Genomic DNA, 21,006 nt, shown 5'->3' on the forward strand with positions numbered 1-21,006 from the left:
AAGCTAGGTGATTAAGTCCTTTTCTAGTCACGAGCAGCGTAGCGCCCGAGCCACGAGATCCGAAAAATCTTATCCCTAAAACAAAAAAGCCAGCAAGGATTGCTGGCTTTTCAATAAGTTATAAATTCCTATTACAGTAGGAAAATATATGCGATAGCAAGAACGGAAATGATCGCTGCAAATGCATAACATGCAATTTTACCAATAATCCCAGTGTGGAATTTTAGGTCGTGCATGCCGTGGTGAACACGGTGCATCGCATGCCACATTGGCAGTGCTAGAGTAGCAATGATGAATAAACCACCAATGAAGCTGCTCGCAAAGGCGTGCGCACGTAGGTAGTTGAAAGTACCCATATCAAATACGCCAAGTGGCATTAAGATACCTAGCACTAGGATTGTTACTGGTGTGATCATGGCAAACCATGTACCGCCAGCACCAAATAAAGACCACCAGATTGGCTCGTCAGAACGTCTTGGGTTTGGATTAATCATTTTCTCTCTCCTACACCAATGCCAATACAATCAATGAGATCACAGCAACTGCGGCCCATTGTGCAGCAATAATGATTTTAGGGCTTAATGGCTTACCACCTACACGAATTGGCATTACTTGCGGCATCATGCTAAAGAAAGTGGCAGCGTGGAATAAGCTACCCGCCAGTGCCACGATGTTAATCGCGATCACGAGTGGGTTTTGCATAAAGTGTTGCCACTCGACCCAAGCTTGTGGGCCTTTCACTAGGCTAGCTAGACCACAAGTTAGGAATAAAGTGAACAAAATCAATGGTAGAACCGTTGCTTCACGTAGCATGTAGAAGCGGTAGAACGGATGTTTGCTCCACCAAGTACGATTCATAGGACGAACATAAGGCTTACGATTGCTCATTCTAGATCTCCTCAGACTTGAACATAGAGATCACGAAATCCATTGATGATTCCACTTTCCCTTGGTTTACCGCTGCCGCAGGGTCGACGTGTTTTGGACATACTTTTGAACAGTAACCGACAAAAGTACAACCCCAAGCACCGTTATCGCTATTGATTAGCTTCATACGTTCTGCTTTACCATTGTCACGGTTATCTAAGTTGTAACGGTGAGCAAGAGTCAGAGCCGCAGGGCCGATGAACTCTGGGTTTAGACCAAATTGAGGACATGCCGCGTAGCAAAGACCACAGTTGATGCAGCCAGCGAATTGTTTGTATTTCGCCATTTGCTCTGGAGTTTGCTTGTTGGTGCCGTCTTCTGGTTTACGGTCGTTACCAATGATGTATGGCTTGATCGCTTCTAGGCGTTCGATGAACGGCGTCATATCAACGATTAAGTCTTTCTCGATTGGGAAGTTCGCTAGTGGTTCGATGGTGACGCCATTTGGGTAGTCACGCATGAAGCTCTTACAAGCCAGTTTTGGCACGTTATCAACCATGATGCCGCACGAGCCACAAATCGCCATACGACAAGACCAACGGTAAGACAGATCTTTATCTAGGTGATCTTTGATGTAACCAATCGCATCTAAGATCGATGTGGTGTCATCACATGGTACATCGAACGCTTGTAGATAAGGTTCTTGGTCAGTTTCTGGGTTGTAACGCAGAATATTGACTTTTTGGATACGAGTTGCAGTCGCAGACATTATTTATTCTCCTGCTCAGCCGCTTCTTTTGCTGCAGCTTCTTCAGCCGCGGCACCGTATAGACGCGCTTTAGGTTGAGATTTAGTGATTTTTACTGGGCTGTAGTCGATAACCGGCGCCGCATCTTCTTGGTAGAACGATAGTGTGTGCCTCAAGAAGTTTTCATCATCACGAGTCGTACAACCTTCATCAAGACGTTGGTGCGCACCACGAGATTCTTTACGACGAATCGCCGATTGTACCATCGCTTCTGCTACATCTAGGCCGTAACCAACTTCGATAGCGTAAAGTAGGTCAGTGTTGAACACTTTACCTTTGTCTTTGATGCCGACTTTTTTGTAGCGCTCTTTAAGTTCAGTCAACTTATCGATGGTCTCTTGCATCAACTCTTCTTTACGGTAGATACCACAACCCGCTTCCATAGAGTGGCCCATTTCCGTACGGATATCAGACCAGCTTTCAGTACCATCGTTGTTCAGTAGTGCTTGAATGCGAGCTTCCACGTCTTTCATTTGACGTTGAATGTTGTCTTCATTCCAGCCTTTGAACTCTTTTGCACGTTCTGCAGCGTGTTCTCCGGCAACGCGGCCAAATACCACGAATTCAGCCAGTGAGTTTGAACCAAGACGGTTCGCACCGTGCAAGCCAACAGACGCACATTCACCCACTGCAAATAGACCTTTAATGCGAGTTTCACATTGGCCGTTAGTTTCAATACCACCCATGGTGTAGTGAACGGTTGGGCGAATTGGAATTGGCTCTTTTGCAGGGTCAACGTTGACGTAGGCTTTAGCAAGCTCACAGATAAACGGTAGACGCTCTTGTAGGTATTCTTCACCTAGATGGCGAAGGTCAAGGTGAACCACATCGCCCAATGGGTGTTTGATAGTGTTACCTTTTTGTTGTTCATGCCAGAACGCTTGAGACACTTTGTCACGAGGTCCAAGTTCCATGTATTTATTCTTAGGTTGGCCAACTGGTGTTTCAGGGCCCATACCGTAATCTTGTAGGTAACGGTAGCCATTCTTGTTGACGATGATACCACCTTCACCACGACAACCTTCGGTCATCAAGATGCCTGTACCTGGTAGGCCAGTTGGGTGGTATTGAACAAATTCCATATCACGTAGAGGCACTCCATGACGGTAAGCCATTGCCATACCATCACCGGTTACGATGCCGCCGTTAGTGTTGGTGTGATAAACGCGACCGGCACCACCGGTTGCTAATACAACTGATTTTGCTTTGATAGCTACAAGCTCGCCTTCAGACATGTGGATAGCCACAATACCTTGCGCTTCTTTGCTATCGCCTTCGCCGTCAACTAAAAGATCAACTACGAAGTACTCATCAAAACGTTTGATGTTTGAATATTTGATCGAGGTTTGGAAAAGGGTATGTAGCATGTGAAAGCCGGTCTTATCAGCGGCAAACCAAGTACGCTCGATTTTCATACCACCAAAACGACGAACGTTGACGTCGCCATTTTCTTTACGGCTCCAAGGACAACCCCATTGCTCCATTTGGATCATTTCACGGGTTGAGTTTGCTACGAAGTATTCAACGATATCCTGTTCACATAGCCAGTCACCACCGCCAACGGTATCGTTGAAGTGATTATCTAAGCTGTCTTCTTCCTTGATAACTGCTGCTGAACCGCCTTCGGCAGCAACAGTGTGTGAACGCATCGGATACACTTTAGAAATCAGTGCTACTTCAAGTTCAGGGTTTGCTTCTGCTGCCGCAATTGCAGTACGTAAACCAGCGCCGCCAGCGCCGATGACTGCGATATCTGTGGTTATGACTTTCACAGTTATCCTCCAGAGTAAGTGTGCTCACAAGAGCTTTGTTTCACGAGCACGATTGGAAAAATAGTAGTTATTAATTTGTGCCAGGTAAGTTTAGGAAAGTTTGTGAAAAAAGAAATTGATCTAACAGGGGTATATCCATCATTTCCTACCCCAAATAGGTAGATTCAATCAAGGTTTTGGCAACAAAATGAATTTTTAAACAAAAATATGGTTCATAAGTTGCTCAAATGCTTTGATGAATAAAGGTTCACTTTGATGATGAATCGACCAAATTTATGTCTAAAGTTTGATGAAAACACAGTGATTTATGGCGGGGTGTTGACGTGCTAAAAGCTGACAATTTGTTTGGCTTGGCTATCAATGAGGGTTTGATTACACTAGGCTCCCTTTTGTTATGGCGAGAATGTTATGGATCTTTGGCAACCTTCCGCGTCGATTGAGCAGTTAAAACAGCGCGCAGCGATTATTACTTCTATTCGTCAATTTTTTGCCGAGCGAAATGTGCTCGAAGTCGATACTCCTGCGATGAGCCACGCCACGGTAACGGATGTGCACTTGCATACCTTCAAAACGGAATTCATTGGCCCAGAATATGCCCAGGGGCAAACGGTATTCTTGATGACCAGCCCTGAGTTTCACATGAAGCGCTTACTGGCGGCGGGCAGCGGTTCAATCTATCAAATCAATAAAGCGTTTCGTAATGAAGAAAATGGCCGTCACCATAATCCAGAGTTTACTATGCTGGAGTGGTATCGAGTCGGTTTTGACCACCATGATTTGATGGCCGAAATGGATGAGTTACTGCAACAAGTGCTCGGTTGTGAGCCTTGTGAGAAGATCACCTATCAACAGGCTTTTGAGCGAGTGTTAGATATTTGTCCGTTAGAATCGACCATGGGTCAATTAAAACAAGCGGCAGGGGAGCTTGGTTTGTCGGATATTGCGGAGTCAGAAGAAAATCGTGATACCTTGCTGCAGCTTTTATTTAGCATAGGTATTGAGCCTCATATTGGGCAGAGAATGCCGGTGATGGTGTACGATTTTCCTGCCTCGCAAGCGGCTTTAGCTAAGATAAATCAACAAGATCCTCGCGTGGCGGATCGCTTTGAAGTGTATTTCAAGGGAATTGAGTTAGCGAATGGCTTTCATGAGCTTGATGATGCCAAAGAGCAATTAGCGCGTTTTGAACAAGACAATCAACAGCGTCTTGAGATGGGGCTATCTGCACAGCCTATTGATCATCATCTCATTGCGGCATTAGAAGCAGGATTGCCGCCTTGTGCAGGCGTTGCGCTTGGTGTTGATCGCTTAATCATGTTAGCGATCGGCTGTGATCATATCGATCAGGTAACGGCTTTTTCTTTTCCAAGGGCATGATGCCTAGCTTTTCGTCGCTTATACACTCACGACAATGCCAGTGCCGATCACTGCTAACAACGCGCCTAACCAAGCAAAAGGAGAAGGGCGTTGTTGGGTGTAAAGCCACAATAAAGGCAAAATCATAATAGGAGTGGTGGAAGAAAGCAGCGCCACCATTCCGACATGGCCTTTTTGTAGCGCATATAGAATCAACGTCATTCCTACTGCCATTGCCAGAAAGCCGTTTAAGGCCGTGATCCCGAGTATTCTCAGATTGATGATTTGTACAGGTTTCGCAATATTGGCACCACTGAGACGTAATAATGAATGGGCACAAAATGCGGTGATCATTCTGATGGCTGAAGCCGCAATTGGATCGACGGTAGTTTGCATCACAGGTTTGGCAATGATCCCACCCATTGCTTGGCAAAATGCTGCGAGTAAGCCTAATGCTATCGCAATAGAAAGCCTGCCTTGAACCATTTCCCAAGTATGTTGATTGGCTTGTTTTCGACCAAAGAAAATGGCGATCACCACACCTGAAAAAACCAAAATCGCGCCAATTAATTCAAAGCCTTTCAAGCTTTCATGAAATAGCCAGTAGCCTAGTAGAGCGGAAAATACTGCATGACAAGAAAACAGCAGGCCAGCCATACGAGGCCCCATTCTATTCATGCAAGCAAATAAGGCGGTATCACCGATAAAGATCCCGATAAATCCAGATAACGCCATTGGGAGAATATGCGCGTTTTCCACACTGTGCCATCCGCCCACCGCCCATGCCATCGCGCTGAGCATAATGGCGGTACAGCCCATTCGCCAACGACTGTAAGCAAACGCGCCGAGATGGCGGGCTGGAGTAACGGAAATTAAACTAGAGACGGCCCATAGTGCTGCGGCCGCTAAAGCGAACCATTCATAACTCATGACTTAGTTTTACTCATGGTTTCTTTCTATCCTTGAAAGGAGTCCGCTTACGACCAATGAAATGTGTCCGGCTGAGGATACAAAGCGATGGCTTCGGATGGACAATCACAAAATACGCCATCGACACCCATCTCATTCAGCCATTGCCATTCTTCTGCTCGATTGACGGTATATACATAGACTGCTAAGCCAAGAGATTTAGCGTGCTGTACATAATCTTCATCGACGACATCAATATCTAAGTTGAGACTGATTGCCCCTAGGTTGGCGGCAAAGCTTGATTTGTCCGTGCCTTTCGATGCGCTGAGTGCACCAATCAAATAGTGCGGCTGTTCTTGTTTAATCGTGTGTAACCAATCGTGATTAAACGAAGATAAAATCAGTTGTTGATTGTCAAACTGGCAGTGTTCAATAGCAAATTGAAGGTGGTGATAAAGTAAATCAAAGCGTTGTATCCCTTTGATTTCGATGTTTAAGGCACATTTTCCTTTTACCAACTTCAATACGTCGAGTAAGGTCGGCAAGGTCTCTGTTTTTTCCACAATCACTTGCTTGAGTTTTTCGGCACTTAACCAATGTAGCTTTCCGATATGATCGGTAGTGCGATTGAGCCACCTGTCGTGGATCACCCAAAATTGGCCATCGTGTTCATGTATGTCAATTTCAATCGCTTTGCAGCCCATATCCATTGCCGCTTGGATGGCGGTGAGGGTATTTTCAGGATGAGTAGAGCGCGCGCCACGGTGTGCGATGATCAACATAGACATAACCCCTTAGATATGGATGAAAAGTCATAATAATCAGCCGTTATCCTGATGGCTAGTGAATTTTGATGAAACAAAAAGGGCAGTGAAAAATATCACTGCCCAAAGTCCTAAATAACGTTTAAAGATAAGAAATAGGTTACTTTTGAACATCTTCAACGGGTTGTGATTCTGGTGCGTTCTCGCTTTTCAGACTATCTGTGTTCAGGCCATGCGCATAAGCAGTACCAAGTACAGTCTTTTCGCCTTCTGCCATAGTTGAATCAAAGCGAATTTGGTCTTTAGCAAACAAGTTGATCACAGTTGAACCTAGCTTGAAGCGACCCATTTCTTCACCTTTTTTGATGTGAATTGCTTTCTCGCCTGTGGTTTCATAATTCCAACGATGAACAGAAGAGCCGGTTGGTGGCGTAATCGTGCCGCCCCAAATTACTTCGATGCTACCCACAATGGTTGCACCCACTAAAACTTGTGCCATTGGGCCGAATTCTGTATCGAAAATACATACCACACGTTCATTACGAGCAAATAAGTTCGGTACGTTTTCTGCTGTTAATGGGTTTACAGAGAACAGATCACCCGGTACGTAAATCATTTGACGCAGTGTACCATCGCATGGCATGTGAACGCGGTGATAATCACTTGGCGATAAATACAAAGTAGCAAATTCGCCGTCAGTAAACTCTTGGGCTAAAGCTTCATCGCCACCTAAAAGTTCTTTGGCTGAAAAGTCATGACCTTTGGCTTGAATCAAGCGGCCATTGGTAATTGGACCAAATTGGCTGGTGCGAGCATCGGCAGGATGCACTAATACATTGTGGCCGTCAGCAATTGGGCGCACGCCTTCTTTCAGCTCACGAACGAAAAACTCATTAAAGCTATTGAAGTAAGCAGGATCAGAATGAACGGCTTCATCCATGTTGACGTTATATTGCTTGATAAACCAGCGAATCACCGCGGTAGTGAGGCTGCCCATTTTGGCTGAAGCCAGTTTTCCCATAAAGCGCGTTAAGCCGTGCTGAGGGATCCAATATTGCAGAGTCACTTTAATTTTATCTATCACGTGAATATCCATTTATGTTGAACATTTCGCTTGGAGCGACGAAAAAGGTAGCCGATTTTACTCAAAAGCAAAACACTTGTCAGCTTTTGTGCCAGTCGAGCTAATCTTTTGTAGAGCTCGAGCTATAAGTCTTTCTTATTGCGTGAAAATTGTCGATTCGCCTTGTTTTCACTCATGCTTTCAATAATGCGATGGTAATTATCAAAACGCACTTGCGTGATTTTTCCATCTTCAACCGCTTGTCTTAATAAACAGCCTGGATCGTCTTGATGTTTACAGTCGCGGAATTTACAGCCACCTAGATAATCTCTAAATTCGATAAAGGCTTTAGTGACCTCTTCCTCTTCCAAATGCCATAAACCGAATTCCCGTACTCCCGGAGAATCAATCAAATCTCCACCGTGTGGGAAGTGATATAAACGGGCCGTTGTCGTCGTATGTTGGCCAAGACCAGAGTTTTCGGAAATCTCACCTTCTAGTACTTCCATCTCTGGCATCAACGCATTGACTAGGCTTGATTTACCTACCCCCGATTGACCAACAAAAATACTGAGGCGATCTTTTAAGGCTTCTTGTAACTCGGTAAGGCCATTTTCCGTTTCACGGCTAACAAAGAGCACTTCGTAACCAATATCTTGGTAATGGCGAAGCGTCTCTCTAAAATCTTGCTCTTTACCTTCAGGGATTAAATCGGTTTTGTTTAACACAATCAAAGGAGCAATCTGCAAGGTTTCTGCTGCAATCAAGTAGCGGTCGATGATGTTTAAAGACAGTTCGGGTAATACAGAAGAGACGATGACCATTTGATTGACGTTGGACGCGACAGGCTTCACGCCATCGTAATAATCAGGACGAACTAATACCGAAGTTCGAGGTTCCACGGCTTCCACTACGCCAGATATCCCCGCCATAGATTCAAGACCAGGACGCCAAATCACACGATCGCCGGAGACCAAACTTTCAATTCCGCGGCGTAAATTACAACGTTGTATTTCACCGCTCTCAATATCTTCTATGTCTGCATGTTGACCAAAGCGTGAAATCACTAGCCCTTTTTGCATGCCGCCAAGCATGTTTTCATCCCATTGAATGGAATCTTCTTGTGTGAGGCGTTTTTTCTGATTCGTTCGAACTCGGCGAACTTGACCTTTAGTGAGTTTTTTCTTTTTTGCCACAGGGAATACGGGTTCCTATTCGGTATAATTTCGGATATAAGCAGAGTATGATACCTCTTTTCGGAATAAAAAAGGCAAAGTTCTATGTCAAATGCGTCTTTCAGTGAGCAAAATCTAATTTGGGTCGACCTAGAAATGACAGGGCTTGATCCTGAAGAGCATAAAATTATTGAAATCGCCTCTATTGTGACAGATAGCGAATTAAATATTTTAGCTGAAGGCCCTGTGTTGGCTATACATCAGCCCAAATCCGAACTCGATAAAATGGATGATTGGTGCACGAATACTCATACCAATAGTGGTTTAGTTAAACGAGTGCAAGAAAGTACCATCAGTGAAGATGAGGCTGTGGCGCAGACTATTGCATTTTTAGAACAGTGGGTACCAAAGGGTAAATCGCCTATTTGTGGCAATAGCATTGGCCAAGACCGCCGTTTTTTGTATAAGCACATGCCGAAATTAGAAGCGTATTTCCACTACCGTTATATTGATGTCAGTACAATTAAAGAACTGACTCGTCGTTGGCAGCCGGAAGTGTTAGATGGTTTCTCCAAGGCGGGTAGCCATTTAGCACTGGACGATATTCGTGAATCTATTGCTGAGCTGCAATACTATCGTTCTAGTGTGTTTAAGATTTAATTGTTCAAAAGATGATAAAAGTGCGGTTATAAGAGTCAATATGATGATTTTTAAGTCGGTTAGAGAAGAAAGTATAATTTTTTTCAAACTAAGACTTGCATCAAAAAAAAATGCTCTTATAATTCGCAGCCCTGAACAACGAAAGATGTTTAGCAAAGCGACACTAGCTCAGCTGGTAGAGCGCAACCTTGCCAAGGTTGAGGTCACGAGTTCGAACCTCGTGTGTCGCTCCAAATTGAAAAGTTCTCATTGTACTTAACAATGACATCCGGACGCGGGATGGAGCAGCTTGGTAGCTCGTCGGGCTCATAACCCGAAGGTCGTCGGTTCAAATCCGGCTCCCGCAACCAAATAAACGTTACTTGGAAAATCCGAGCAACGCAAAGCGACACTAGCTCAGCTGGTAGAGCGCAACCTTGCCAAGGTTGAGGTCACGAGTTCGAACCTCGTGTGTCGCTCCAAACATATAAAAAACGATCTCATTAGAGGTCGTTTTTTATTCTCTAAAGAAAAGTTAAGTGAGATAGCTTAATAATACTTTCCTTAAGTCTAATAGCTAATATTAGGCGAGCTCTTTAAGATAAGTTATCTTCGATTCAAAACAGATTTTTTGTTTTCGTTTTATTCAGCAGCACACGTATCTTTCAACAATATTATCTACAAATTTATCCACAAGCTTTTTATTGTGGATAACTTGGTGTGTAAGTTGTTTTTTAGCTGTCATCAAAGATGATATTTAAAGATCCAGGTTTTAAATTAAATACAACGACTTTTATTGTTATTTATTTAAACCTTTGTTTTTTAAGTGTTTAATTTTTTATATGTATAAAAGATCAGTGTCTTTTAATGATCTTTTTTCGATTTTTACTTGATCTTTATCATAGCTTTTGATTGTGCTTAACTTTTTGTTACGCCCTGTCACAATGGCAAACCTGTCACGTTTTCCACATTTTTCTTTTATTTTGGGACTCGTGTCACTAAGCGTCGCGTGGTAAACCTTTTCGTATAATTCTAACCAAACGTTCTAATTTAGCATTTCGTGCTAAGTTTGCTTCTATATCTTGCTGCTTTTGTTGTTGCTGTTTGAGTGCCCATTGAATATGAATATCGAGGTTGTCACTTAGTCCTAATCTCTGTTGTAGTACTTCTAAAATCTCAGCGTCATAAGGGGCATTACCTAGCGCAACCGCAATATTGCGTAGCCACTGTATGTGGCCAATACGACGTATAGCAGAGCCTTCCATATTTTTTAAAAATTCAGGTTCGTTCCACTGAAAGAGCTGTATTAAAGACGCATTTTGGAAAATGTCACGTCTGAAGAATGACGCTTCTTTTGATATATCGGCTTCTCGGTTCCACGGGCAAACAAGCTGACAATCATCACAACCATAAATGCGATTCCCCATTTTGGAACGAAGCTCTTCTGGAATAATGCCGTCGAATTCTATAGTGAGATAAGAAATACAAAGGCGAGCGTCTACTACGCCTTCCTCTACAATCGCGCCTGTTGGACAAGAGGTCATACAAGCGGTGCATTTTCCACATTGATTGATCTGAGGTTCGTCGGTTGGTAATGGAAGATCGATGAGTAGCTCGCCTAAGAAAAACCACGAGCCTGCTTCTTTATCTAAAATGAGTGAGTGTTTACCAGCCCAGCCTAAACCGGCTTTTTGTGCTAGGGGCCTTTCTAAAATGGGGGCGGAATCGACAAAAGGGCGGTAACCGAATTGTCCGACTTCTTGCTCAATTTTTTGCCCCAACTTTTTTAGCTGGTTTCGGATAAGTTTATGATAATCACGCCCCAAAGCGTAACGGCTGATATAGGCTTGTGTTCGGTCATCTAAATCAGATGCAAATTTAGCTTGAGGGGGAAGGTAATCCATACGAACACTGATAACTCTAATGGTTCCAGGGTGAAGTTCGTTAGGGCGTGCCCGCATCATCCCATGTCTTGCCATCCAATCCATGTTGCCGTGATAGCCCAAATCTAACCAGCGCTGCAATTGAGCTTCGTGTTGTGAAAGATCGACATCGGTGATCCCCACTTTTTGAAAGCCGAGTTCCTGCCCCCACAGTTTGATTTTTTGAGCGAGTTCTTGGTAGTTCATGCTAGATGGCTAATTAGATAAGAATGATGGTTAAATTCTAGCATGGCTTTGGGTTGAGATTCAGCAGCTTGGTGTGAGTATGGAAGATTTGGATTTTTTTAACTCATTAACTGTTTATTTTTGACACTTTGTTTAGAATTTAGCGTCAATATATAGAATAATAGCGGTTTTGAGCTATTGCCTCTTTTTATCGACTCAGTTTACTATTTTCTATCCTGGTTCTGAGTTCCAGCGTATGCAGTTTCGCACTATTTTTGATCACGGATAACGAACATTTATGACGACTAAGCAAGCCATATTAATTGATGAAGCGGCCACGATTGAACTAGGCTCGAAATTGGCAAAAATTTGCTCTCAGCAAACCACTATTTACTTACATGGTGACTTAGGTGCTGGCAAAACGACTTTTAGCCGTGGTTTTGTTCGTGCATTGGGGCATGAAGGTAATGTGAAAAGCCCAACTTATACTTTGGTTGAGCCTTATCAATTAGCAGACTGGCAGGTATATCATTTTGATTTATATCGCCTAGCTGATCCTGAAGAGCTCGAGTTTATGGGGATTCGTGATTATTTTACCCCTGATGCCATTTGTTTAGTTGAGTGGCCTGAGAAAGGGTATGGCCTATTACCACTAGCCGATCTGGATATTGAATTACGTTATCTTGATGAGCAACGTCAAGTTGTCATAACTGCAAATAATGACTACGGACAATCTTTATTAAGTAAGTTGGAATTGTGTTGAAGTATTCTCATTTTCGAGCACTGTGTTTGCTCCTGACATGTTGGTTTGGTGTTGCTTTTGCTGCGACAGCCAATACTTTGGATAGTATTCGTGTTTGGCCATCACCACATGATACGCGTGTTGTGATGGACATGGGTACTGAGCCTCAATATAGCTATTTTACTTTGACTAGCCCAAACCGTTTGGTGGTGGATCTTAAGCAAACTCAGCTTAAGACCAAGTTACCGGTCTTGGTCAAAGACAGCCCAGTGTTAACTAAAATTCGTAAAAGTAGCCCTGCCGACGCTTCAAGCTACCGTTTAGTGTTTGAATTAAAATCAAAGCAAGACGCTGAAATTTTCAAATTAGCGCCTACCGCAGATGGACAATATGGTCATCGTTTAGTCATTGACTTTAAACATGAAGGTGGCAGCTCGGCTTCTTCTAATACTTCATCTTCTTCCGAGACTAAGTTGCCAGCACCGATTCCTACTACAACGTCTAAATCAGCAACTAAGATAGTGGTTGCTATTGACCCTGGCCATGGTGGCGAAGATCCTGGTTCGATTGGTCCAACACGTAAATATGAAAAACATATTACTCTTGCAATAGCAAAGAAAGTTGCCGATCAGCTGAATCGTACATCCAATATTCATGCAGTACTGACTCGTACTGGTGATTACTATGTGAATTTGAATAAACGTTCTGAAATAGCACGTAAAAATAAGTCGTTACTATTGGTTTCTATCCATGCAGATAGTTACACCACACCTGGCCCTCGTGGTGCTTCTGTGTTTGTACTGAGTACTCGTCGCGCTAATACTGAAATTGGTCGTTGGGTGGTAAAGAAAGAGGAGCAGTCTGAATTGTTAGGCGGCGGCGGTATTTTATTGTCGAAGAACAGTAATGATAAAAACGTTAGCCAAACAGTATTGGATTTGCAATTTAGTCACTCGCAAACTGAAGGTAATAAGCTTGCTTTAAAGGTTATTCAGGAGCTAAGACAAGTGACTCGCATGCATACTTCTAAGCCGGTTTATGCCAGCTTGGCGGTACTAAAGTCACCGGATATTCCTTCTATTTTGGTGGAGACGGGCTTTATTTCTAACCCACAAGAAGAAAAGTTATTAGTACAAAACTACCACCAAAATCAGTTAGCGAGTGCCATTTCAAAGGCTGTAGTGCAATATTTTAAAGATAATCCACCTGAAGGCATGATTGTGGTTAATCATCCATCAGGTACTACTCATAAAGTGAAAAGTGGCGAATCTTTATCGGTCATTGCCAGCAATTATGGTACGACGACAGCAAACTTAAAAAGCTGGAATAATTTAAAAAGTTCGACGGTTTATGTCGGCCAAGAGTTGAAAGTTGCTTCACCAAGTGCCACATCAAGCAGTAGTTCAGCTCCAGCTGCGATCTCTAATAGCGACCATATGACGACTTACGTAGTTAAAAACGGGGATTATTTAGGTAAGATTGCTGAGAAGTATTCGGTATCTGTGAACAGTATTAAGCAGCAAAATAATATGCGTTCGAATACTTTGAAGGTGGGACAAACATTAAAAATCCCTGTGTCGAGCAAACCGAAGAGCATCACTTATCAAGTTCAACGAGGTGATTTCCTCGGTAAAATCGCTGATAAGTATGGTGTCAGTGTGGCTGATATACGTAAAGCCAATAATTTACGTTCAGACAGTTTAGCAGTGGGGCAAAAGCTGACAATTCCACAATCATAATCAATTCAATGGTGCAGTAGCGTTATGGCAATAAAAATTTTACCAGCTCGATTAGCGAACCAAATTGCAGCCGGTGAAGTGGTTGAACGTCCTGCATCGGTCGTTAAAGAATTAGTGGAAAACAGTATCGACTCGGGGGCAACTCGAATCGATGTGGATATTGAAAAAGGTGGCAGCAAACTGATCCGTGTACGAGATAACGGTTCAGGAATTGAAAAAGACGAACTCGGTCTTGCGCTTAGCCGTCATGCAACTTCGAAAATTCACTCACTAGATGATCTGGAAGCTATCTTGAGTCTGGGGTTTCGTGGGGAAGCGCTTGCGAGTATCAGCTCGGTTTCACGTCTTACGTTAACATCACGTACCGCCACACAATCGGAAGCCTGGTCTGCTTATGCCGAAGGGCGAGACATGGCGGTGCAATTGACACCTGCCGCTCACCCAGTAGGAACGACAGTGGAAGTCGTGGATCTGTTTTTTAATACACCGGCACGCCGAAAATTCCTTCGCACTGAAAAAACGGAATTTACTCATATTGATGAGCTCCTTAAACGCATTGCGCTAAGTTGTTTTTCCGTGTCTATTACTTTAAGACACAACGGAAAAGTGGTGCGTCAATATCGAGCCGCAAAAACAGATATCCAAATTGAAAAACGAGTATCAGCTGTTTGTGGAAGTGGTTTTATGGAGCATGCTGTCAAAATTGAACTGGCTCATGATGATCTGAAATTACATGGCTGGATCACCACGCCGGATGGTGCTCGGAGCCAAAGCGATCTGCAATATTGCTACGTTAATGGCCGTATGATGCGTGATAAGTTAATTAATCATGCAATACGCCAAAGTTATGAGAATACGTTGCGCCCCGAGCAATTTGCCACTTATGTTCTGTTTATTGAAGTCGACCCGCACCAAGTGGATGTCAATGTGCATCCAGCCAAACACGAAGTTCGTTTTCATCAAGCTCGCTTAGTGCATGATTTTATTTACCAAGCCTTAAGTGACGCCTTGGCGCAAAGTATTGATTTGATCCCAGCTTCTGTTTCTCAGTCGGCTTATGCAACACCCAACACGAGTCAATTCTCAGAGCATTCGATACAAGAACGCGCCCGTGAATCATCGCCTAGAGACTATTCAGGAGAAAAAGCATGGGATGCCTCTCGTCATACAAGCAAAGGCCATTCATCAGTAAGTAAAGGACGCTATTCTGCACCATCGCCAGCCTCTTCTGTTGTGCAAAAAAGGCAAACGGAAGCTTACCGCTCTTTATTTGAACCGATGACGGTGGACAGTGATGAGAAGCTTGAGCCGATAGATAATCAACCTGCAGAGCAGTCTTCTCAACAAACATCTTCGCTGCTAACCGTAGATTCGCTCGGTAAATCATTGGCAGTGATCCAAGATGTGTATTTACTGATGCAAAATTCGCAAGGCTGTCATTTGATAGATCTTGTTAAAGCTGAAGCCATTAAAATTCAAGGTCAATTTCAAGGTGCCGAAACGCTTCCTTTAAAAGCACAGCCTTTACTTATCCCCCTTAATATACCGATGTTGAAAGAAGATATTGAAGTGATTCAATCTCATCAAGCCGTGTTACAACAGCTTGGCATAGACTTACAGACAAAGAGTAAAGCCAGCGTTATGGTGATGGGAGTCCCTCAACCTTTAAGGCAACAAAATTTGCAGCAGCTGATCCCAGCTTTATTGGCCGAGCTAAAAAACCAGCCGAATGTGAATTTAGGCTTGATCACACAATGGTTAACCCGCAAGATCGCTGTGAGTAAGCCGAGTTACCGTTTATCGGAAGCGATTCAATTGGTATCAGAGCTGGAACAAATATGGGGTAATCAGCTACCTTTCGCTGATTTTAACTGGATCTGCCCCGTCGATTTTTCTCAAACAATACTGGCATTGAAATCATGACATCAACACAACCTCTCGCTTTATTCCTAATGGGGCCAACGGCATCAGGTAAAACCGATCTCGCGATACGTTTACGCCAACATTACCCTGTTGAAATTATTAGTGTTGATTCGGCATTGATTTATAAAGGTATGGATATTGGTACGGCCAAACCGGATGCCGAAGAGCAAGCCTTAGCACCGCACCGCTTGATTGATATTCTTGATCCTAGTGAGTCGTATTCAGCAGCGGACTTTCGTCGTGATGCTTTACAGCAGATGGAAGAGATTGTGGCGGCAGGAAAAATTCCATTATTGGTCGGTGGTACCATGCTGTATTACAAAGCTTTATTAGAAGGTTTGTCGCCATTGCCAGCGGCTGATCCTGAAATACGTCAGAAAATTGAAAAAGAAGCACAACAAAAAGGTTGGGAAGTCTTGCATCAAGAATTGGCAGGTATTGATCCTGTTTCCGCTGAACGTATTCATCCCAATGATCCTCAGCGTTTATCTCGAGCCTTAGAAGTGTTCCGAATTTCAGGAAAAACGTTGACTGAGTTGACGGAACAAAAAGGCGAACCATTGCCTTATGAGGTGAAACAGTTTGCCATTATGCCAAAAGAACGCTCCGAGCTTCATCGCCGTATTGAGTTACGATTTGAAAAAATGATCGCTGCTGGCTTTGAACAAGAAGTCATCAATTTACGTAATCGAGGTGATCTACATCTTGATCTGCCATCTATTCGTTGCGTTGGCTATCGTCAGATGTGGGAATATCTGGATGGGAATGGTACATTGGAAGACGCTGTGTTTCGTGGTGTGTGTGCTACGCGTCAATTGGCAAAGCGACAAATTACTTGGTTACGCAGTTGGAACGATTTGACTTGGCTAGATAGTGAAGATATTGATTCTGCCTTTACTATCGTTTCATGCCAAATCGAAGCATATTGTCGTTAACTCGATAAGGTATAGCGCTAAATACCGGGATTTCTGAACAGTATGAGTATCTCAACTCGCATCTTGAAGTTACTTGGGTATATACTGTAATTGAGTTTAAAACTCTCAATGATTTCAAGGCAGAAATCATTGATATTTATACCCAAATAATCGGGTATAAAAGAATCTTTAGCAGTCGGATGAATTCATTCGTTAATGCGTTACTTATTTAACTTGACGGCTTGCGCAAGTTTTTAAGAACTGGCACTGCTTTTTTGTGTAAGTACTTTTGATTTTCTACGGTAAGTCTCCTTTGGAAATGGTAGAGAGCTAAAGTTAGCTAAAAAATAAAATAAACAACAAAATAAGGAATATAAAATGGCTAAAGGGCAATCTTTACAAGACCCATTCTTGAATGCATTACGTCGTGAACGTATCCCAGTATCAATTTACCTTGTGAATGGAATTAAGCTACAAGGTCAAATTGAATCATTTGATCAATTTGTGATCTTGCTGAAAAACACTGTTAACCAAATGGTTTATAAACATGCGATCTCAACGGTTGTTCCGGCTCGTGCAGTGAGCCATCACACTGCGGAATCGCGTCCACAAACTGAACGTTCGGAGCGTTCTCAATCAGAGAATTCTGAAGATTAATAACTTTCAGCGAATTTTTATCAATTATTGTCAACAACGATTAAGGAGCGGACTGCTTGTTTGACCGTTATGAAGCCGGTGAGCAGGCTGTACTTGTTCATGTCAACTTCACACAAGAAGGTGAGTGGGAAGATCTCAGCGAATTTGAAATGCTGGTGTCTTCCGCTGGCGTCACATCGCTACAGGTTGTAACAGGTAGCCGCCAATCTCCACATACGAAATATTATGTTGGAACCGGTAAAGCACAAGAAATCGCCGATACAGTGAAAGCTGTAGGTGCGGAAATCGTGATATTCAATCATGCGCTAACACCTGCTCAAGAAAGAAACTTAGAGTATTTATGCCAATGTCGTGTACTGGACCGTACTGGTCTAATCCTCGATATTTTTGCTCAGCGTGCCCGAACTCATGAAGGTAAGTTACAAGTAGAGTTGGCGCAGTTGCGTCACCTATCTACTCGTCTGATCCGTGGTTGGACACACTTAGAAAGACAAAAAGGCGGGATCGGTTTACGGGGGCCTGGTGAGACTCAGCTAGAAACGGATAGACGCTTATTACGTGAACGTATTAAGGCGATTTTGCGTCGATTAGCGAAAGTCGCCAAGCAACGTGAGCAAGGGCGTAAAGCGCGTCAGCGTGCGGAAATCCCAACGATTTCTCTTGTTGGTTATACCAATGCGGGTAAATCGACACTGTTTAACCGTATTACGGAAGCCGGAGTTTATGCGGCGGATCAACTGTTCGCCACCTTGGATCCAACATTGAGAAAAATAGAGTTGGATGATGTTGGTCCTGCTATTTTGGCTGATACGGTTGGTTTTATTCGACACTTACCACACGACTTAGTCGCAGCATTTAAAGCCACTTTGCAAGAAACGCAAGAGGCTGACATTTTGTTACATGTTGTAGATGCAAGTGATGACCGTTTTCGTGAGAATATCCATGCGGTAAACGAAGTTCTTGAAGAGATCGATGCACATGAAGTTCCGTCACTGTTAGTGATGAACAAGATTGATAACATGGACGATCAGAAACCAAGAATAGAGCGTGATGACGAGGGGAATCCGCGTACTGTTTGGGTTTCGGCAATGGAAGGGCAAGGCATTGACTTGCTGTTTACGGCATTAACCGAACGATTAGCAAGCCAAATTGTTCAATATCGATTGTGTATTTCACCGATGCATCAAGGCAGAATGCGCAGTTTATTCTTCCAAATGAATGCCATTCAAGCTGAAGAGTACGATGAGCAAGGCAATTTGTTGATTGATATTCGAATGCAGCAAGTTGATTGGTCACGATTAGCGAAAAGAGAAGGGGCAGTGTTGATGGACTTTATCGTCAAAGACATCACTGCTACAGTATAACGTCATATCTATACGATGGAGCTTTCTAATGGCGTGGAATGAGCCTGGAAATAACAACGACAACAATGGACGCGATAATGACCCGTGGGGTAATAAAAATAATCGCGGCGGTCGTGAACAAGGTCCACCTGATTTGGATGAGGTATTCAACAAACTCAGCCAAAAATTAGGCGGCAAGTTTGGTAAAAAAGGTGGCGGTAAAGGGCCATCTTTTGGCGGTGGTGGTGCAATGGGCTTCGGCGCAATTGCGATTATTGCCATTTTGATTTGGGTTTTCTCTGGTTTCTATACCATTGGGGAAGCCGAGCGTGGCGTGGTGTTACGTTTAGGTAAATATGAGCGTATGGTTGATCCTGGCCTTAACTGGCGTCCTCGTTTTATTGACGAAGTCACTCCAGTAAACGTACAGGCGATTCGTTCATTACGCGCATCGGGTTTAATGTTAACCAAAGATGAAAACGTAGTAACGGTTGAAATGGGCGTTCAGTACCGCGTTTCTGATCCTTACAAATACCTTTACCAAGTGACCAATGCAGATGATAGTTTACGTCAAGCAACGGATTCTGCACTGCGTGCCGTGATTGGTGATTCTTTAATGGATAGTATTTTGACAAGTGGTCGTCAGGCTATTCGTCAAGAAACAGAAAAAACGCTTAATCAAATCATCGATAAATATGATATGGGTCTAACGGTGGTTGATGTGAACTTCCAGTCTTCACGTCCACCTGAGCAAGTAAAAGATGCATTTGATGATGCGATTGCAGCACGAGAAGATGAAGAGCGTTTCATCCGTGAAGCTGAAGCGTACAAAAATGAAATTTTGCCAAAAGCAACCGGTCGTGCTGAGCGTTTGAAGAAAGAAGCTCAAGGTTATACAGAGCGCACAGTTAATGAGGCGTTAGGTCAAGTAGCTCAATTTGAGAAACTATTGCCTGAGTATAAAGCTGCGCCAGATGTGACTCGTAACCGTTTGTACTTAGATGCGATGGAAAAAGTTTATACCAACAGCTCGAAAGTACTGATTGATTCAGATTCTTCAGGCAATATGCTTTATTTACCAATCGATAAGCTAGTGTCAGAATCTAAAAAATCGCAGAGCACGACGACACGTTCGCAAGATAAAAACCAGCCAACTTATGATGGAATTCAATTGGATCAGCAAAATACGAATGACACACAAGATGACTCAACTTCAACCTCAACACGTCAAGGGAGATTCTAAGCATGCGTAAGTTAATGATCCCTTTAGTTGCGATTCTGATTGTTGTGACTTTAATGTCTGTGTTTGTTATCCCTGAGGGAGAGCGAGGCATAGTGATTCGTTTTGGCCGAGTGCTGAAAGATACTAATGATGTATCTAAAATTTACCCACCGGGTCTGCACGTTAAAATGCCATTTTTCGATAGCGTGAAAACGTTAGATGCTCGTATCCAAACTATGGATGGCCGCTCTGACCGTTTCGTGACTTCAGAGAAAAAAGACGTCATCATCGACAGCTACGTGAAGTGGCGCATCAGTGATTTCGGCCAATACTACTTGGCAACAGGTGGTGGTAATATCTTAACGGCTGAGACCTTACTTGAACGCAAGGTGACGGACGTACTACGTTCAGAAATCGGTTCACGTGAAATCAAGCAAATTGTTTCAGGTCCTAGTAGCGATATTGTCGCTGTAGATAGCATTCAAGAAAGCGAAGTGATTCCTGAATCAGCCAAAGAAGCACTTGAGGTTGAAGGTGAGCGTGATCAAATCATGCAAGATGTGTTAGAGGATACTCGTGGCAGTGCGATGACAGACTTGGGTGTAGATATTGTTGATTTCCGTATGAAGAAAATCAACCTACCTGATGAAATCAGTGAATCTATCTATCGCCGTATGCGTGCTGAGCGTGAGTCTGTTGCGCGTAAACACCGCTCTCAAGGTCGAGAAAAAGCGGAAATCATTCGAGCTCAAGCCGAGCTAGAAGTGGCGACAATTTTGGCGGAAGCAGATAAGACTGCACGTGTAACACGTGGTGAAGCGGATGCAAAAGCGGCGTCTATTTACTCAGGAGCTTACAAGCAAGATCCTGAGTTTTATGGATTCCTTCGTTCACTAAAAGCGTATGAGAAATCATTCAGCAATAAGAGTGATTTGCTTGTGTTGGATCCTAAGAGTGATTTCTTTAAGTACATGAATGATAGTCATGGACAAACTTCAAAATAAT

At 43.3% G+C, this 21,006-nt stretch carries 19 protein-coding genes and 3 tRNA genes; 13 read left to right on the forward strand and 9 right to left on the reverse strand.

Going from position 1 to position 21,006, the window contains the following annotated elements; genetic code table 11:
• Nucleotides 1–131: 131 nt before the first annotated feature.
• From frdD to frdA, 4 genes are read right to left on the reverse strand one after another with little or no spacing between them, the layout of a single operon-like run.
• Nucleotides 132–494: a fumarate reductase subunit FrdD gene (gene frdD, locus Vgang_RS01635; RefSeq protein ID WP_105902531.1), complete on the reverse strand. Its 363-nt coding sequence runs from the start codon at nucleotides 492–494 to the stop codon at nucleotides 132–134.
• A 10-nt stretch (nucleotides 495–504) separates the two neighbouring features.
• On the reverse strand, nucleotides 505–888 hold the full coding sequence (gene frdC, locus Vgang_RS01640; protein WP_105902530.1) for a fumarate reductase subunit FrdC: 384 nt from the start codon (nucleotides 886–888) through the stop codon (nucleotides 505–507).
• Between the two features lies 1 nt (nucleotide 889).
• Nucleotides 890–1,636 (reverse strand): succinate dehydrogenase/fumarate reductase iron-sulfur subunit, encoded by a 747-nt coding sequence (locus Vgang_RS01645; RefSeq protein WP_105902529.1) that lies wholly within the window; start codon nucleotides 1,634–1,636, stop codon nucleotides 890–892.
• Complete coding sequence (gene frdA, locus Vgang_RS01650; protein ID WP_105902528.1) at nucleotides 1,636–3,447, reverse strand: fumarate reductase (quinol) flavoprotein subunit; 1,812 nt, start codon at nucleotides 3,445–3,447, stop codon at nucleotides 1,636–1,638. The genes Vgang_RS01645 and frdA overlap by 1 nt, the downstream gene beginning before the upstream one ends.
• A 408-nt stretch (nucleotides 3,448–3,855) precedes the next feature.
• On the opposite strand from frdA, the gene epmA reads away from it, so the two are divergent.
• Nucleotides 3,856–4,824 carry an elongation factor P--(R)-beta-lysine ligase gene (epmA, locus tag Vgang_RS01655; protein ID WP_105902527.1) on the forward strand — a complete coding sequence of 323 codons (969 nt, stop codon included), beginning with the start codon at nucleotides 3,856–3,858 and terminating at the stop codon, nucleotides 4,822–4,824.
• A gap of 18 nt (nucleotides 4,825–4,842) precedes the next feature.
• Here epmA and Vgang_RS01660 read toward each other — a convergent pair whose 3' ends face one another.
• The 4 genes from Vgang_RS01660 to rsgA all read right to left on the reverse strand — a co-directional run bounded on the left by Vgang_RS01660 (nucleotide 4,843) and on the right by rsgA (nucleotide 8,735).
• A complete protein-coding gene (locus tag Vgang_RS01660; protein WP_105902526.1) occupies nucleotides 4,843–5,733 on the reverse strand; it encodes a DMT family transporter in 891 nt (296 codons plus the stop codon).
• 47 nt (nucleotides 5,734–5,780) lie between these two features.
• Entirely contained in the window at nucleotides 5,781–6,500 is a 720-nt protein-coding gene (locus tag Vgang_RS01665) for a glycerophosphodiester phosphodiesterase (RefSeq protein ID WP_245879936.1), read from the reverse strand.
• Between the two features lie 136 nt (nucleotides 6,501–6,636).
• Nucleotides 6,637–7,557, reverse strand: a complete 921-nt coding sequence (gene asd / locus Vgang_RS01670; RefSeq protein ID WP_105902666.1) for an archaetidylserine decarboxylase — start codon at nucleotides 7,555–7,557, stop codon at nucleotides 6,637–6,639.
• A gap of 125 nt (nucleotides 7,558–7,682) precedes the next feature.
• Nucleotides 7,683–8,735 (reverse strand): small ribosomal subunit biogenesis GTPase RsgA, encoded by a 1,053-nt coding sequence (gene rsgA, locus Vgang_RS01675; protein WP_105902524.1) that lies wholly within the window; start codon nucleotides 8,733–8,735, stop codon nucleotides 7,683–7,685.
• A gap of 84 nt (nucleotides 8,736–8,819) precedes the next feature.
• On the opposite strand from rsgA, the gene orn reads away from it, so the two are divergent.
• The 4 genes from orn (at nucleotide 8,820) to Vgang_RS01695 (ending at nucleotide 9,835) form a co-directional block, all read left to right on the forward strand.
• On the forward strand, nucleotides 8,820–9,374 hold the full coding sequence (orn, locus tag Vgang_RS01680) for an oligoribonuclease (RefSeq protein WP_105902523.1): 555 nt from the start codon (nucleotides 8,820–8,822) through the stop codon (nucleotides 9,372–9,374).
• Nucleotides 9,375–9,531: 157 nt separating this feature from the next.
• Nucleotides 9,532–9,607: transfer RNA gene (locus tag Vgang_RS01685), tRNA-Gly, on the forward strand.
• A 40-nt stretch (nucleotides 9,608–9,647) separates the two neighbouring features.
• Nucleotides 9,648–9,724 (forward strand) — tRNA-Met (locus Vgang_RS01690).
• 35 nt (nucleotides 9,725–9,759) lie between these two features.
• Nucleotides 9,760–9,835, forward strand: a tRNA-Gly gene (locus tag Vgang_RS01695).
• 516 nt (nucleotides 9,836–10,351) lie between these two features.
• Here the strand turns inward: Vgang_RS01695 and queG are convergent.
• Nucleotides 10,352–11,482, reverse strand: a complete 1,131-nt coding sequence (gene queG / locus Vgang_RS01700; RefSeq protein ID WP_105902318.1) for a tRNA epoxyqueuosine(34) reductase QueG — start codon at nucleotides 11,480–11,482, stop codon at nucleotides 10,352–10,354.
• A 277-nt stretch (nucleotides 11,483–11,759) separates the two neighbouring features.
• On the opposite strand from queG, the gene tsaE reads away from it, so the two are divergent.
• The 8 genes from tsaE to hflC all read left to right on the forward strand — a co-directional run bounded on the left by tsaE (nucleotide 11,760) and on the right by hflC (nucleotide 21,005).
• Nucleotides 11,760–12,224: a tRNA (adenosine(37)-N6)-threonylcarbamoyltransferase complex ATPase subunit type 1 TsaE gene (gene tsaE / locus Vgang_RS01705; protein ID WP_105902317.1), complete on the forward strand. Its 465-nt coding sequence runs from the start codon at nucleotides 11,760–11,762 to the stop codon at nucleotides 12,222–12,224.
• Nucleotides 12,218–13,942: a LysM peptidoglycan-binding domain-containing protein gene (locus tag Vgang_RS01710; RefSeq protein ID WP_105902316.1), complete on the forward strand. Its 1,725-nt coding sequence runs from the start codon at nucleotides 12,218–12,220 to the stop codon at nucleotides 13,940–13,942. The genes tsaE and Vgang_RS01710 overlap by 7 nt, the downstream gene beginning before the upstream one ends.
• Nucleotides 13,943–13,966: 24 nt before the next feature.
• A complete protein-coding gene (gene mutL / locus Vgang_RS01715) occupies nucleotides 13,967–15,865 on the forward strand; it encodes a DNA mismatch repair endonuclease MutL (RefSeq protein WP_105902315.1) in 1,899 nt (632 codons plus the stop codon).
• Nucleotides 15,862–16,800 carry a tRNA (adenosine(37)-N6)-dimethylallyltransferase MiaA gene (gene miaA, locus Vgang_RS01720; protein WP_105902314.1) on the forward strand — a complete coding sequence of 313 codons (939 nt, stop codon included), beginning with the start codon at nucleotides 15,862–15,864 and terminating at the stop codon, nucleotides 16,798–16,800. The genes mutL and miaA overlap by 4 nt, the downstream gene beginning before the upstream one ends.
• Nucleotides 16,801–17,157: 357 nt before the next feature.
• Complete coding sequence (gene hfq, locus Vgang_RS01725; protein ID WP_105902313.1) at nucleotides 17,158–17,436, forward strand: RNA chaperone Hfq; 279 nt, start codon at nucleotides 17,158–17,160, stop codon at nucleotides 17,434–17,436.
• A 56-nt stretch (nucleotides 17,437–17,492) separates the two neighbouring features.
• Nucleotides 17,493–18,800, forward strand: coding sequence for a ribosome rescue GTPase HflX (hflX, locus tag Vgang_RS01730; RefSeq protein WP_105902312.1), 1,308 nt, complete (start codon nucleotides 17,493–17,495; stop codon nucleotides 18,798–18,800).
• Nucleotides 18,801–18,828: 28 nt separating this feature from the next.
• On the forward strand, nucleotides 18,829–20,022 hold the full coding sequence (hflK, locus tag Vgang_RS01735) for an FtsH protease activity modulator HflK (protein WP_105902311.1): 1,194 nt from the start codon (nucleotides 18,829–18,831) through the stop codon (nucleotides 20,020–20,022).
• Between the two features lie 2 nt (nucleotides 20,023–20,024).
• On the forward strand, nucleotides 20,025–21,005 hold the full coding sequence (gene hflC, locus Vgang_RS01740) for a protease modulator HflC (protein ID WP_105902310.1): 981 nt from the start codon (nucleotides 20,025–20,027) through the stop codon (nucleotides 21,003–21,005).
• Nucleotide 21,006 lies beyond the last annotated feature (1 nt).

The organism is Vibrio gangliei (assembly GCF_026001925.1).
GTDB lineage: Bacteria > Pseudomonadota > Gammaproteobacteria > Enterobacterales > Vibrionaceae > Vibrio > Vibrio gangliei.

What these genes read in the sequence shown, in the direction of transcription:
- frdD (WP_105902531.1), bottom strand. Translation starts at nt 494, where the DNA reads ATGATTAATCCAAACCCAAGACGTTCTGACGAGCCAATCTGGTGGTCT.
- frdC (WP_105902530.1), bottom strand. Translation starts at nt 888, where the DNA reads ATGAGCAATCGTAAGCCTTATGTTCGTCCTATGAATCGTACTTGGTGG.
- Vgang_RS01645 (WP_105902529.1), bottom strand. Translation starts at nt 1,636, where the DNA reads ATGTCTGCGACTGCAACTCGTATCCAAAAAGTCAATATTCTGCGTTAC.
- epmA (WP_105902527.1), top strand. Translation starts at nt 3,856, where the DNA reads ATGGATCTTTGGCAACCTTCCGCGTCGATTGAGCAGTTAAAACAGCGC.
- Vgang_RS01660 (WP_105902526.1), bottom strand. Translation starts at nt 5,733, where the DNA reads ATGAGTTATGAATGGTTCGCTTTAGCGGCCGCAGCACTATGGGCCGTC.
- Vgang_RS01665 (WP_245879936.1), bottom strand. Translation starts at nt 6,500, where the DNA reads ATGTCTATGTTGATCATCGCACACCGTGGCGCGCGCTCTACTCATCCT.
- orn (WP_105902523.1), top strand. Translation starts at nt 8,820, where the DNA reads ATGTCAAATGCGTCTTTCAGTGAGCAAAATCTAATTTGGGTCGACCTA.
- queG (WP_105902318.1), bottom strand. Translation starts at nt 11,482, where the DNA reads ATGAACTACCAAGAACTCGCTCAAAAAATCAAACTGTGGGGGCAGGAA.
- tsaE (WP_105902317.1), top strand. Translation starts at nt 11,760, where the DNA reads ATGACGACTAAGCAAGCCATATTAATTGATGAAGCGGCCACGATTGAA.
- mutL (WP_105902315.1), top strand. Translation starts at nt 13,967, where the DNA reads ATGGCAATAAAAATTTTACCAGCTCGATTAGCGAACCAAATTGCAGCC.
- miaA (WP_105902314.1), top strand. Translation starts at nt 15,862, where the DNA reads ATGACATCAACACAACCTCTCGCTTTATTCCTAATGGGGCCAACGGCA.
- hfq (WP_105902313.1), top strand. Translation starts at nt 17,158, where the DNA reads ATGGCTAAAGGGCAATCTTTACAAGACCCATTCTTGAATGCATTACGT.
- hflK (WP_105902311.1), top strand. Translation starts at nt 18,829, where the DNA reads ATGGCGTGGAATGAGCCTGGAAATAACAACGACAACAATGGACGCGAT.
- hflC (WP_105902310.1), top strand. Translation starts at nt 20,025, where the DNA reads ATGCGTAAGTTAATGATCCCTTTAGTTGCGATTCTGATTGTTGTGACT.